We start from the raw sequence: 13,086 nt of genomic DNA, 5'->3' as shown, positions 1-13,086 counted from the left end.
TCAGGGTAGGCGGTTCAGTCCTGGATCCGGGCGAACGGAACGGCCTGCTCGACCTCGAGCGCGGTCTGGATCAGCAGCGCGTCGGCGCCGCGCGCGGCGGACAGCATGACGCCGATGGGTCGGCCGTCGGACGTGCGCCCGGTGGGCAGGGAGATCGCGGGTGCGCCGGTGGCGTTGTGCAGCGGGGTGAATCCGGCGTAGTCGCAGACCTTCTGGAAGGCCGCCTCGAACGCGCCGTTCGGGTCGAGCTCGCCGAGGCGCGGGGTCGTGCGGGTGAGCACGGGGCTGAGCACCAGGTCGAGCCCGCGCAGCTGACGGTCGTAGACCAGACCCGAGGCGCGCAGACGGCTGAGGAACAGCGGCGCGCGCCAGACCCGCCGGCGCCCCTGTCCGGCCAGGCCGAGCGTCATCGGGTCGAGCGCCGACTTGTCGAACCCCTTGCCGAACATCAGCGGGCCGCCGTCCGCCGCCGTCATCGCGAGGAACGACCAGTAGTCGATGAAGTCCTCGCGGAAGGAGTCGGGGATCGGCGGGTCGTAGGGCTCGACGTGGTGACCGAGCGACTCGAGCGTGCGCGCGAGATCCTCTGTGGCAGAGCGGGTCTCGGCGTCGGTCGGCGGGGCGACGGGCGAGTCGAGCAGCAGCCCGATGCGCAACCGCTTCTCCGGCGGGGAGGTGACCCGGCCGACCGGCGGAAGCCGCCGCGGGCGGTAGACCTGCTCGGCGGCGGCGTAGAACGTCGCGACGTCGCGCACGGTGCGGGTCAGCACCCCGTCGCTCACGATGCGCACCGGCATGGCCGCGGACGACTCGCCGATGCGCAGCCGGCCGCGGGTGGGCTTGAGCCCGACCAGGCCGCACGCCGCGGCGGGGATGCGGATCGACCCGCCCCCGTCGTTGCCGTGCGCGATGGGCACGACCCCGGCCGCGACGTACGCCGCGGATCCGCCGGAGGAACCGCCGGCGGAGAAGTCGGTGTGCCAGGGGTTTCGGGTGAGGGTGCCGTCGGCGCGTTCGGTGGTGGGCGTCCAGCCGAACTCGGGCATGCGCGAGGTGCCGATCGGGACGAGACCGGTGGCGAGCAGCTGGTCGACGACCTTGCCGTTCTTGCGGACCGGCAGCTGCGGCGGCGTCGCCCGCGACCCCACGGTCATCGGCAGACCGGCGACGGGCACGTTGTCCTTGAACAGGGTCGGGACTCCGGCCAGGTCCGCCGCGGCCGGGTCGGCGGTGCGCGCGCGGGCCCGGGCGCGCTCGAAGTCGGTGCGCTCGAGCGCGGTGAGCTGCGCCTCGACGGCCTCGCTGCGGGCGATCGCGGCCTCGATCGCCTCGGCCGGAGACACCTCGCCGCGGCGGATCAGCTCGGCGAGCGCCGTGGCGTCGTGGTCGGCCAGGGCGTCGTCGGTGAACGCGTGCACCCGGGTCGCGGCGGTCGTGCGGTCGGAGGTGGCGCTGCTCATCCCGGCAAGTTACTTCACGGTAGTGCGCGGTGCGGGCGAAATCGTCCGGGTCGGGCGGACGACGGACCGGCACAAGTTGCCTGATCGGGCGCCCAGAGCCCCTCCGGGACCCGTTGTGCCGGTCGGTCGTGCGGCTACGGCCGGGTCAGCCGCGCCCGCAGCTGCGCAACGTCGGCCTCGGTCCACCCGTTCTGCCGCAACCACCCCTCCACCGAGCCGGCGGTGTCGCGGATGGCGGCGAGCAGCCGCGGCATGGTGTCGGGGGAGGGCGTGTGCTCCGCCAGCGCGCGGCCGCTGAGGTTGTCGGCGTAGGCCGGGATCGTCATCAGCCGCTCGACCACCCGCTCGATGCGCTCGCCGGTGGCGAGGTAGTCGGCGCTGATCACCTCGTCCGACGCGCCCGCGACCGACAGCGCCATCGCGACCACGGTGCCGGTGCGGTCCTTGCCCGCCGCGCAGTGCACCACGGCCGCCCCCTCGGCCTCGGCGACCACGCGCAGCGCGTTGCTCACCGAGTCGGGGCGGTCGGCGAGGTAGCCGAGGTAGTGGCTGGTCCAGTGGTTCGCGTCCTTCGGCTCGGCCCGCCGCGCGTCGGCGTCGCGCCACGGCAGCACCAGCGCGTCCTCGACGGCGACCTTGCGCTCGCGGAAGAACGAGTGGTGGTGGTGCGTCAGCGACTCCACCTCGACGAGCGGCCCGGGCCCGGTGAGCTGCAGCTCGACGTCGCTGCGCAGGTCGACGATGTCGGTGACCCCGCGCCGCTCGACGAGCTCCTCGACGTCGGCCGGGGTGAGGGTCTGCAGGTTGTCCGAGCGCAGCAGCCGCCCCGGCTGCACCTCCCCACCGTCGGCGAGCGGCGTCCCACCGAGGTCGCGCATGTTGGCCAGGCCGTCGAGGTCGATCCACGCAGGACTCACGGGACCCACGGTAAGCCGTGCCCTCGCCGGCCCCGCGCCACGCTCCGCCGGAGCACCGCCGGCCCGTGCGCTCCGCCGCACGTCTCGGCGGTGGACCGCGATGGCGTACGTCGGTGCCGGCTCAGCGGGACGGGTCCAGCGGTTCGCGCAGCAGGCGGGGCAGGAACGCCGCGCCAGGGGCTCCGGGACCGTTGGCGGCGCGGTCGTCGGGGTTGGAGAACGCGCAGCGCTGCAGCGACAGGCAGCCGCAGCCGATGCACGAGTCGAGGCCGTCGCGCAGCTTCTCCAGCGCCTTGATGCGCTCCTCGAGCAGGCCGTGCCAGTGCCGGGAGATGCGGTTCCAGTCGGCCTTGGTGGGCGTGCGGTTCCGCGGCAACCGACTGAGCTCCTCGCGCACCTCCTCGAGCGACAGCCCGACGTTGGACGCGGCCCGGACGAACGCCAGGCGGCGCAGCACGCTGCGCTCGAAACGCCGCTGCCCACCCGAGGTGCGCGTGGACGCGATGAGCCCCTGCGCCTCGTAGTAGCGCACCGCGCTGGCCGCGAACCCGCTGCGCTGAGCGACCTCACCGACGGTGAGCTGGTCGTGCTTCGAGCGCTCCACGACATCACCCCTTGACTTCAAGTTGAGTTGAACTTGAAGCATGGCCGGCATGAGCAATCACGTCAACGCACAAGACCTTTCGACCACCTCACCCGTCGCCCTGATCACCGGCGGCTCCGCGGGCCTCGGGCGCGAGCTCGTGCACGCCCTGGCCGCGCGGGGCTGGACCGTCGTCACCGACGGCCGCGACCCGGACCGGCTGCGCGAGGCGACCGCACAGCTGCCGACGGTGCACGCGGTCGCCGGCGACGTGTCCGACCCGGAGCACCGCGCCGCTCTCGTCGACCGGGTCACCGGGCTCGGCCGGCTCGACCTGCTGCTGCACAACGCGAGCGATCTCGGACCGACTCCGCTGCGGCCGTTGCGCGACCTCGCGCTCGAGGAGCTGCGGGCGGTGTGGGCGGTCAACGTCGGCCCCGGCCTCGACCTCACCCGCCCGCTGCTGCCGCTGCTGACGGCGAACGACGGTGTGCTGGCGTCGATCTCGTCGGACGCGGCGGTGGAGCACTACCCGACGTGGGGCGGTTACGGCGCCTCCAAGGCCGCGCTCGACCACCTCACGCTGACCTGGGGCGAGGAGGAGGGCCTGCGCGCCTATGCCATCGACCCGGGCGACATGCGCACCGCGATGCACCAGGCGGCCTTCCCCGACGAGGACATCTCCGACCGACCGCTGCCGGAGACCGTCGTGCCGCACGTCCTGGCGATCCTCGACCAGCGGCCACCGTCGGGACGCCTGCGCGCGGCCGACTTCGCGCCGGCGCAGGCGCGCGCATGACCACCCCCGCCGCGCACGCCGCGACCCCGCTGCCAGCCGCCGGTCACGCGCCCGGTGCCGGCCTCGCGGCGACCGGCCCGCCCGAGCAACGCGGCCTCCGCCGTGACGAGGTACGCCTGCTGGTCGCCTCCGGCGACGGCGTCACCCACACCCGGTTCACCCGGATCGCCGACCACCTGCAGCCGGGCGACCTCGTGGTCGTCAACAACTCGGCGACGGTCGCCGGGCAGCTCGACGCCGTCAGCGACCGACGCGGTGCGGTGGTGGTGCACCTGGCGACCCCGCTCGACGACGGCGCCTGGGTGGTGGAGCTGCGCAGCGCCCCCGACGCAGAGCGGCCAGTGCTCGACGCCGAGGCCGGCGAGCGGCTGCGCATCGCGGACGTCACGCTCACCCTGGTCTCCGGCTACCCGCAGGACGGCTCGTCCCCCACCGGGTCGGGCAACCGGTTGTGGCGGGCCGAGGTCGACGGCGACCTCGCCTCGCGGGCCGAGCGCTCGGGCCGGCCCATCGCCTACGGCTACCTCGATCGCCGATACCCGCTGTCGACGTACCAGAACGTCTTCAGCACCGTCCCGGGCAGCGCCGAGATGCCTTCTGCGGGAAGGCCGTTCACCGGCGGGGTGCTCGCGGACCTGGTCGGTCGCGGGGTCGCGACGGCCACCGTCACGCTGCACACGGGCGTCTCGTCGCAGGAGGCCGGGGAGGGGCCGCAGCCCGAGCGCTTCGAGGTCCCGGAGGTCACGGCGCGGATGGTCAACGCCACGCGCGCCGGCGGGGGCCGAGTGGTCGCGGTCGGCACCACCGTCACCCGCGCGCTGGAGTCGGCGGTCACGCCGGGCGGCCGGGTCGAGGCGACGCGGGGCTGGACCGAGCGGCTCGTCACGCCGTCCGACCCGCCGCGCGTCGTCACCGGGCTGGTCACCGGCTGGCACGACCCCGAGGCGTCGCACCTGCTGCTGGTCGAGGCGGTCGCCGGGGCGGAGCTGACCGAACGGGCGTACGCCGCCGCCACCTCCGGCGGCTACCTCTGGCACGAGTTCGGCGACTCCGCGCTGCTCCTGCCGTCGCTCGTCCTCCCACCCCCGTGAGACACCCAAGTCTGATCGGTGTCTCAGCCGTCCCGACGCCTCCGCACCCGGCGGACCGCGCGGGCGCGCCGCTCGCCCTCGCGGCGCAGCGCTCCCCAGTTGGCCGACAGCGGCAGCATCCAGCGGCGCTTGCGGGCCAGCAGCGTGAGGCCCGCGCCGACGACGACCGCGAGGACCAGGCCGAGGGTGGGGTGGCCCAGCTGGGCGCACACCACCAGGGTGCTGCTGGCGGCGAGGGCGCAGGTGGCGTAGAGCGGGCTGCTGCCCAGCACCGCCGGCACCTGGCGCAGCACGATGTCGCGCACCATCCCGCCGCCGACGGCGGTGACGACCCCGAGCAGCACGGCGGGCAGCCAGCCGAGGCCGGTGTCGAGCGTCTTGAGGGCGCCGGCGCCGGCCCAGGCGCCGAGCGAGACCGCGTCGATCCACGGCCAGGCCCGGTCCCAGGTGCGCCCGCCCTCGACCTGCACCAGGAAGGCGATCGCCGCGCCGGCGAGCGCGGTGAGGATGTAGGCGTTGTCGAGCAGTGCGGCGGGCGGGCCGGCCTGCAGCAGGGTGTCGCGGATGAGTCCGCCGCCCAGGCCGGAGATGATCGCGAGCACCGCGAAGCCGACCGGGTCGAGCCGGGCGGCCCGGGCCACGACCCCGCCGAGCATGGCGTTGCCGAGCACGCCGGCGAGGTCGACCCAGCGCAGCGCGTCGAGCACCGACGAGTCGGCAGCGGGCATGGCGGGATCAGTCCAGTCCGGCGACCAGCTCGAGGACGACGGCCGCGAAGGCCTCGGGCTCCTCGACGTGCGGGAAGTGGCCGGACGCGGCGAGCGTCACGACCTGGGCGCCCTGGGCCGTCTGGCGGTAGGCGCTGATCATCGCGGGCGCGGCCACCAGGTCGTCGATGCCGTGCACGAGCAGGTGCGGCTGCCGCAGCCGCGGGAGCAGACCGAGGGTGGAGCGGTACATCGGCTCGATGAGCGGCAGGTGCGACATGCCGCGCTCGCGCTGCTCGTCGGTCAGCTCGGAGTCACGCATCAGCCGCAGGTAGCGCTCCTGCCCGTCGGCGTCATGGAAGAACAGCTCGAGATAGTGCTCGCCGAGCCGCTGCGTCGCCTCGCGAGCGCCGTCGGCGGGGCTCAGGTGGTCGGGCCGGGCGGCGATCTCCTCGCACAGCACCGCGCCCTCCTCGTCACCGAGCTCGCGCAGCCGCTTGGCCGCGACCGGCAGCCGGTGCCGGTCGGTGAGGTCGGCGTCGAAGGTCGGGCAGGAGAAGATCACCGCGCTGACCGCGTCGGGGTGGGCGACGGCGTACTCCAGCGCGACGGGCGCGCCCGCCGAGTGGCCGAGCAGCACCCACCGCTCGATCCCGAGCTCGCGGCGCACCGCCTCGAAGTCGGCGATCAGCAGGTCGCGGGTGAGCGGCGGCTCGGCGGGCAGCGGGTCGGAGCGCAGCGCGCCCCGCTGGTCGACCGCGACGAGCCGCACGTGCCGGCTCAGCAGGTCGCCGACCGAGGCGGTGAGGTCATAGCTGCCCTGCCCCGGGCCGCCGTGCACGTAGAGCACGGCCGTGGACCGTGACCCGCGGTCGTCGACGAACACGCGGGTGCCGCCGACGTCGACGAACAGCTCAGCCATGCGGTCAGCCTACGGCGCAGGGCTGCCGGCCGACGGCGTACGTCGGGCGCGCCTGGACATGACGAGGCCCCGGGAGCGATCGCTCCCGGGGCCTCGACGTGATGCCTGGATCAGGCAGGCAGGTTCAGGACCTGGCCGACGAAGATCAGGTTCGGGTTCGAGACCGTCTTCGAGTTGGCGGCCCAGAGGGTGCGCCAGCTGTCGATGCCGTGCTTCTCGGCCAGCTTGCCCAGCGTGTCGCCGGCCTTGACGGTGATGGTCTCGTTGGAGGCCTTCACCGAGGGGACCGACTTCTTGTGGGTGTGCTTGGTCGACTTCTTCTCGCTCTTGGAGAAGCTCTTCTTCTCGGACTTGCTCGACTTGTGGGTCGACTTCTTGGCCGGGGCGTCCTGCTTGACCTCGGCGCGCTCGCTGGAACGCGAGGAACGCTCACGCGTCTCGGTGCGCTCCGGGCGGTCGTTGTTGCGCTCGCGGGTCTCGGTGCGACGCTGCGGGGCCTCGGTCTCGCGCTCCTGCTCCTGGGTGTCGACCGAGGAGGAGGACGACGAGCCGCCGTTGCTCGCGGTCAGGCCGGCGCGCTTGGAGCACACGGGCCAGGCGCCCGGGCCCTGCGCGGCCAGGGTGCGCTGCGCGACGCGGATCTGCTCAGCCTTGCTGGCCTGGTTGGGCATGCCCGACCCGCCGAAGGCGCGCCAGGTGGACAGCGAGAACTGCAGGCCGCCGTAGTAGCCGTTGCCGGTGTTGATGCTCCAGTTGCCGCCGGACTCGCACTGCGCGACGCGGTCCCAGACGCCGGTGTCAGCGTTCGCGGGGGCAGCGCCACCCACGGTCACGGCCGCGATGGTCGCGGCGCCGGTGGCGGCGAGCGTGGTCACTCGGGCCTTGCGGTTGTTCAGCAAAAGTTCTTCCCTTCGTGTTGCCGCCTCGCAGCACGAAGCCGCCCGGCCCCGATGGTGATCGGTCGGCCTGACGTGCGTACGTCCGCGCCTCTGCTGGGTCCGGAAGTTCCGGCGCCGCGCCCACGGGAGGAATCGGCGAGTGGGCACGCCAGCTGCTCGGTCCTGTTCATGTCTCCGGGCCGAGCCAGACCACGAGTGGTCACGCGTTAACCGTTTCGTGACCAACATTCGTTACACCCGAACCCCCGAATGTGACGCGGCTCACAAGCACTGGTGTTACTGAGGATTCGCTGTGACGGCTATATCGCGGGCCCGTGCACGCGGGCGGTCGCGCCCGCGCGAGGCCGCTGAGCCCCCGTCTGCGTACGCTCTCCGCCCGTGAGCTGGGACCCGGTGCGCGACGCCGAGCCGAAGGTGGAGCGCAGGTCCTCGATCGGGTGGCACCTGGAGCGGCCGCGGCGCCGCGTGATGCCTGTGGTCTGGGCGGCCCTGGCCGCGCTGTTCGGCTGGTTGGCCTGGATGGCGTTCGTCGAAGGGGGGCCCGTCGGCGCGGCCGTCCCGCTCGTGATCGCCGCAGCGCTGGTGTGGATGGTCCCGGCGCCGCGGCGGGTGGCTCGTGAGCCGCGGACGGTCCCTTCGGGCCAGGGGCTGGGCGTGCTGCTGCCGATGCAGGGCAAGTCGCTGCGGTTCGTCGCGATCGGCTCGTTGTGCATCGTCCTTGCGCTCGTCGCCGGCGTGCGCGGGCTGCTGAACCGGGAGCTGCTCCCGAGCGTCTTCGTCATCGGGTTGGCCGTGCTCGCGGCGATCGCCATGGCCGACGAGCTGCAGATGAGACGGCGCGGCCCGCGCGGGCTGGTGCTGACCCCGTCGGGCGTCGAGCTGCACGACCGCAACCCGGTGGAGACGTGGGCGTGGGACCGCATCGGCGACGTGCACGCCTGGCACACGTGGGTGCCGATGCACAACGCCAACCACCTCCCGTTCGGACCGCGGCCGGAAGCCTCGAACCGGCTCACGCTCACCGTGCGACCGCCCGGTGCGGCCGGAACCCCCGACCGCGGAACCGGGCACGGCGACGCCGACATCGAGTCCGACGACCTCCTGTGCGACCCGGTGGCGGCGTTCCACTTCCTTCGGCTCTACGCCACCGACCCGTCGCTGCGCTGGGAGCTCGGCAGCGACGCGGCGCTGCGCCGGTGGGGAGTCCTCACCGGCGCGACCCGGCCATGAGGCTTCGACGCCGCTGCCTGCAGGTCTGCGTGCGAGGGTGAGGCGGTGATGTCGTCGACGGCCGCGCGGGTGCTCGTGGTGGAGGACGAGCGGGCGCTCGCCGGGATGATCCGCAACTATCTCGACCGGGCCGGCCACGACGTACGCATGTGTCACGACGGCGCGACCGCGGTGGAGGTCTCGCGCGAGTGGGTGCCCGACGTGCTGGTGCTCGACCTCGGGCTGCCGGGGCTCGACGGGATCGAGGTGTGCCGGCGGGTGCGTGAGTTCTCCGACCCGCTGGTGCTCATGGTGACCGCACGGGACGACGAGACCGACACGCTGATCGGGCTGTCGGTCGGTGCCGACGATTACGTCACCAAACCGTTCCGGCCGCGCGAGCTGGTGGCCCGCGTGGGGGTGCTGCTGCGGCGGCCGCGCGCGTCGACCCCGCCGGTCGCCGTGCTGCGGCTGGGGGCGCTGGAGCTCGACCCGCAGGCGCGCACGGTCGTGGTCGCGGGAGCGCCGGTGCACCTCACGAAGCTCGAGTTCGACCTGCTGGCAACGCTTCTCGCGCAGCCGCGGCGGGCGTTCGCTCGGCGCGAGCTGATCGCCGAGGTGTGGGGAGCCGACTGGGTCGGCGACGAGCACCTGGTCGACACCCACGTGAAGCACCTGCGCCGCAAGCTGGGCGACGACCCGGCGAGGCCGGCGTACGTCGTGACGGTGCGCGGGGTCGGCTATCGGGCGGGTGAGGGCGCGTGAGCCGTGAGCGTGGCCGGCCCAGGCTGTCGACGGGGCTGCTGTTCGCACAGCTGGCGGTGCTCGTGGTCGCGGCGGTCGTGGCCGCCGTGACGGCAGCCCTGGTGGGGCCGCCCCTGTTCCACGAGCACATGGTGCGAGCGGGCGCGGACCCGTCGTCCAGCACCCTCGCGCACGTCGAGGAGGCCTTCCGGTCGGCCGGGCTGATCACGCTCGCCACGGCCGGCGGGGCGGCCGTGCTGGCCGCCGCGGTGGTGGCGTGGGTGCTGGGTCGCCGGCTCGCGCGGCCGCTGACCTCGATGGCGACCGCGGCGGGTGAGATCGCTGACGGGCGACGCGACGTGCGGCTGGACGAGCCGAGCACGCCGGCCGAGATCGCCACGGTGACAACGGCTTTCAACCGGATGGCGGACGACCTGGAGCAGACCGAGCAGGTGCGTCGCCGGCTGCTCTCCGACCTCGCGCACGAGCTGCGCACACCGCTGGCGACGATGACGGCCTATCTCGACGGGCTCGAGGACGGGGTGGAACCGGACGCGTCGACGGCCGGCGTGCTGCGCGAGCAGGTCGAGAGGCTGACCCGCCTGACCCACGACCTGCGCGCCGTGTCGCAGGCCGACGAATCGGCGCTGGTGCTGGACCGCGAATCCATAGATGTCACAGCGCTTCTCGCCGCTTCGGTCGAACCGGTGCGCACGCGCCTGGCGGGGTCTGCGGTGTCGCTGCGCTCGGACGTGGCGCCCGGACTGGTGGTCACCGGCGACCGCCTGCGGCTCCAGCAGGTCATGACCAACCTGCTCGACAACGCGGTGCGGCACACGAGCGCGGGCAGCATCACGGTGCGGGCCGAGGCGCGGGACGCCGTCGAAGTGGTCGTCAGCGACACCGGTGAGGGGATCGCGGGCGAGCACCTGGCGTACGTCTTCGACCGGTTCTTCCGCGCCGACACCGCGCGTGACCGCGACCACGGCGGCTCAGGGCTGGGTCTGGCGATCTGCCGCGCGATGGTGCACGCGCACGGCGGGACGATCACGGTGGCCAGCGACGGGCCGGGGACGGGTGCGACGTTCACGGTGCGCCTGCCGCGCGCCTGACTCCATCGAATCTCCATCGAACGCCCATCCGCCGAGGGTGGGCCCGGCCGCAGGCTGGGGTGAGAACCGCCCAGCTGCAACCAGATCGGAGCACCCCGTGCCACGACGTACGTCCTTGGTCGCCACCACCGCCCTCCTCACCGGCAGCCTTCTGCTCGCCGGGTGCGGCAGCGGGGACAGCTCGACCGGAGCCGGTGGGAGCCAGAGCAGCGGGCACGACATGAGCACGATGGACAGCTCCAGCTCGGCACCGGCGGACTCCGGGCGGCAGGGCGACGTGATGTTCGCGCAGATGATGATCCCGCACCACCAGCAGGCGATCGAGATGGCCGACATCGCGCTGAGGAAGCCGTCGTCGTCGGCCCAGGTGAAGAAGCTCGCGACCGACATCCGCAAGGCGCAGGGCCCGGAGATCACGACGATGACCGGGTGGCTGAAGTCGTGGGGTGCGCCCACCTCGATGCCGGGCGGTCACGACATGAGCGGCATGATGTCGCCGGCCGAGATGGATGGGCTGAAGAAGGCCGAGGGGCCGGAGTTCGACCGGCAGTGGCTGACGATGATGATCAAGCACCACCGGGGTGCGGTGCAGATGGCGCAGGACGTCAACAAGACCACGAACAACCCCGACGTGCGCACGATGGCCAACGGCATCATCAAGAGCCAGAACGCCGAGATCCGCACGATGGAGAGGTTGTTGAAGAAGTAGCCGCCTCCGCAGGCGAATCGGCCCACGCCGCCGGCGGTTCCTGACAAGCTGCTCGCGTGTGGACGGAGGATGACGATGCGGCGCTGCGTCGTGAGGCGATGGCATGGCTGGCCGTCCGCACCGATGACCAGCGGCACTACCTGTCCACGGATGAGATCGGCGAGTTCCGATTCCGCGGCGAACGTTTCCCGCTCATGGATCGCCAGCGCGGCATCCGCAAGCCAGCCCAATTGCAAGCGGCGCTGTCCATCCGCACGACATTCCGGCCGGACGGCGCCGAACGACCCTACGAAGACGCGCTGCGGCCCGACGGTCTGATCAGCTACAAGTGGCGCGGCACCGACCCCGACCATCCGGAGAACCGCGGACTCCGGCGGGCTTATGAGCAGCAGCTACCGCTGATCTGGTTCTACGGCGTCGGGGTGGGCACCTATCAAGCGGTCTTCCCTGTCTTCATCGTCGCCGAGGACCGAGCACTGCACGAGTTCGTCCTGTCGCCGATCGAGGGCGTCTTGCCCCAGGCCGGTGACACCCTCCAGGAGGAAGTGCTGCGTCGCTACGTGGCCCGGGAGGCGAAGCATCGCCTGCATCAGCCAATCTTCCGTGGGATGGTGCTGCGGGCATACGGCGAGCGCTGCAGTGTCTGCGAGCTGCGGCACGCCGTCCTGCTGGACGCGGCCCACATCGTGCCCGACAGCGATCGGGCGGGCATTGCGGCCGTACGAAATGGGTTGTCCCTGTGCAAGATTCACCACGCGGCCTACGACACGGGCATCCTCGGCATTCGCCCCGATTACACCTTGGCCATCCGTGAAGAGGTCTTGCGTGAGGTGGACGGACCGATGCTGCGGCACGGACTGCAAGACATGCACGGCCAGCGCCTGCGTGTTCTTCCTCGCCGCAGGTCCGAAAAGCCGGATCCCGACCTTCTGGAGATGCAGTGGGATCGGTTCCTGGCTTCCTGAGCGCCCCGCTGTCCGAACCATTCGGACAGCCCCGGCTCACCCCAGCGTGAGCTCGGGCGACAGACCGACCTCCGTGGCCGAGCGCAGCCAGAACTCCTTCGCCAGCTCGACGTTGCTGGCGGCGGGCGAGCGGCCGACGAGCGTGGGCTGCCCGCGGCACTCGTACGCCTTCGCCGGACCGACGTAGCTGCCGGACGGGATGTCCTCGACGGCGGCGAACAGAAGCGGCTCGGTGCCGGCCTCGGCATCCCGGGCGATGAAGCGGTTGGCGAGCTGCATCACGACGTGCGGGCCACGCTTGCCGCTGTGGTTCTGCAGGTTGGTGGCGGAGTAGCCGGGGTGAGCGGCGAGCGAGCGCACCGACGAACGCCCCTCGAGGCGCCGGGCGAGCTCGAGCGTGAAGAGCAGGTTGGCCAGCTTCGCCTGGGCGTACGCACCGGCCGGGTCGTACGCCCGCTGCTCCCAGTGCAGGTCGTCCAGCGCGATCCTGCCGCGGCGATGCGCCTGCGAGGACACGGTGACGACGCGGTCGCGCAGGTGCGGGAGCAGCTGGAGGGTGAGGGCGAAATGGCCGAGGTGGTTGGTGCCGAGCTGCAGCTCGAAACCATCGGCGGTCCTGCCCTGCGGGACCATCATGATCCCCGCGTTGTTGAGCAAGATGTCGATCGGCTCGGACCAGTCGGCGGCGAAGGCGCGCACCGAGTCGAGGCTGGCGAGGTCGAGCTGGCGCACCCGCACGTCGCCGGTGATGGCGGACGCGGCCCGCTCGCCACGGCTGACGTCGCGAACGGCCAGGGTGACCGTGGCGCCGCGCGCCGCCAGGTGGGTGGCCGCGACCTGGCCGAGGCCGCTGTTGCCGCCGGTCACCACCGCATGGCGGCCAGTCAGGTCGGGGATGCGGTCAGGGGTCCAGGGGGACGTCATCGCCATGCCGCGAAAGTAGCCAGCGCCTACATAGTTGTCAACGGA

Annotated in this window: 14 protein-coding genes; 7 read left to right on the top strand and 7 right to left on the bottom strand. The window is 72.7% G+C overall.

Annotation, left to right across the window (positions count from 1 at the left end):
- Positions 1–14: 14 nt before the first annotated feature.
- The 3 genes from FB554_RS15200 to soxR all read right to left on the bottom strand — a co-directional run bounded on the left by FB554_RS15200 (position 15) and on the right by soxR (position 2,981).
- Positions 15–1,460: an amidase gene (locus FB554_RS15200; RefSeq protein ID WP_142007220.1), complete on the bottom strand. Its 1,446-nt coding sequence runs from the start codon at positions 1,458–1,460 to the stop codon at positions 15–17.
- A gap of 134 nt (positions 1,461–1,594) precedes the next feature.
- A complete protein-coding gene (locus FB554_RS15195) occupies positions 1,595–2,377 on the bottom strand; it encodes a tyrosine-protein phosphatase (protein ID WP_236022171.1) in 783 nt (260 codons plus the stop codon).
- Between the two features lie 121 nt (positions 2,378–2,498).
- Positions 2,499–2,981 (bottom strand): redox-sensitive transcriptional activator SoxR, encoded by a 483-nt coding sequence (gene soxR / locus FB554_RS15190; protein WP_338070574.1) that lies wholly within the window; start codon positions 2,979–2,981, stop codon positions 2,499–2,501.
- 49 nt (positions 2,982–3,030) lie between these two features.
- Between soxR and FB554_RS15185 the strand changes: the two genes are divergently transcribed.
- On the top strand, positions 3,031–3,759 hold the full coding sequence (locus tag FB554_RS15185) for an SDR family NAD(P)-dependent oxidoreductase (RefSeq protein ID WP_142007217.1): 729 nt from the start codon (positions 3,031–3,033) through the stop codon (positions 3,757–3,759).
- Complete coding sequence (locus tag FB554_RS15180) at positions 3,756–4,850, top strand: S-adenosylmethionine:tRNA ribosyltransferase-isomerase (RefSeq protein WP_142007216.1); 1,095 nt, start codon at positions 3,756–3,758, stop codon at positions 4,848–4,850. Before FB554_RS15185 ends, FB554_RS15180 begins: the two co-directional genes overlap by 4 nt.
- Positions 4,851–4,873: 23 nt before the next feature.
- On the opposite strand, the gene FB554_RS15175 is transcribed toward FB554_RS15180, so the two are convergent.
- From FB554_RS15175 to FB554_RS17840, 3 genes are all read right to left on the bottom strand, one after another.
- Complete coding sequence (locus tag FB554_RS15175; protein ID WP_142007215.1) at positions 4,874–5,578, bottom strand: trimeric intracellular cation channel family protein; 705 nt, start codon at positions 5,576–5,578, stop codon at positions 4,874–4,876.
- A gap of 7 nt (positions 5,579–5,585) precedes the next feature.
- Positions 5,586–6,479, bottom strand: coding sequence for an alpha/beta fold hydrolase (locus FB554_RS15170; RefSeq protein ID WP_142007214.1), 894 nt, complete (start codon positions 6,477–6,479; stop codon positions 5,586–5,588).
- Positions 6,480–6,589: 110 nt separating this feature from the next.
- A complete protein-coding gene (locus FB554_RS17840; protein ID WP_276489341.1) occupies positions 6,590–7,378 on the bottom strand; it encodes a LysM peptidoglycan-binding domain-containing protein in 789 nt (262 codons plus the stop codon).
- A gap of 378 nt (positions 7,379–7,756) precedes the next feature.
- On the opposite strand from FB554_RS17840, the gene FB554_RS15160 reads away from it, so the two are divergent.
- The 5 genes from FB554_RS15160 to FB554_RS15140 all read left to right on the top strand — a co-directional run bounded on the left by FB554_RS15160 (position 7,757) and on the right by FB554_RS15140 (position 12,117).
- Complete coding sequence (locus FB554_RS15160) at positions 7,757–8,608, top strand: hypothetical protein (RefSeq protein ID WP_142007212.1); 852 nt, start codon at positions 7,757–7,759, stop codon at positions 8,606–8,608.
- 48 nt (positions 8,609–8,656) lie between these two features.
- The gene (locus tag FB554_RS15155) at positions 8,657–9,352 is read left to right on the top strand and encodes a response regulator transcription factor (protein WP_142007211.1); all 696 of its coding nucleotides are present in this window, start codon (positions 8,657–8,659) and stop codon (positions 9,350–9,352) included.
- Positions 9,349–10,443 carry a HAMP domain-containing sensor histidine kinase gene (locus tag FB554_RS15150; protein ID WP_236022170.1) on the top strand — a complete coding sequence of 365 codons (1,095 nt, stop codon included), beginning with the start codon at positions 9,349–9,351 and terminating at the stop codon, positions 10,441–10,443. The genes FB554_RS15155 and FB554_RS15150 overlap by 4 nt, the downstream gene beginning before the upstream one ends.
- Before the next feature lie 97 nt (positions 10,444–10,540).
- Positions 10,541–11,152 carry a DUF305 domain-containing protein gene (locus tag FB554_RS15145; protein WP_236022169.1) on the top strand — a complete coding sequence of 204 codons (612 nt, stop codon included), beginning with the start codon at positions 10,541–10,543 and terminating at the stop codon, positions 11,150–11,152.
- A gap of 56 nt (positions 11,153–11,208) precedes the next feature.
- Positions 11,209–12,117 carry an HNH endonuclease gene (locus FB554_RS15140; protein WP_236022168.1) on the top strand — a complete coding sequence of 303 codons (909 nt, stop codon included), beginning with the start codon at positions 11,209–11,211 and terminating at the stop codon, positions 12,115–12,117.
- Positions 12,118–12,153: 36 nt separating this feature from the next.
- Here FB554_RS15140 and FB554_RS15135 read toward each other — a convergent pair whose 3' ends face one another.
- Entirely contained in the window at positions 12,154–13,047 is an 894-nt protein-coding gene (locus tag FB554_RS15135; RefSeq protein ID WP_211344618.1) for an oxidoreductase, read from the bottom strand.
- Positions 13,048–13,086 lie beyond the last annotated feature (39 nt).

Origin of the sequence: Barrientosiimonas humi, from assembly GCF_006716095.1 — a bacterium.
GTDB classification, from domain to species: domain Bacteria; phylum Actinomycetota; class Actinomycetes; order Actinomycetales; family Dermatophilaceae; genus Barrientosiimonas; species Barrientosiimonas humi.
The sequence above is the reverse complement of the archived record's forward strand: the minus strand, read 5'-3'. Positions and strand labels throughout refer to the sequence as shown.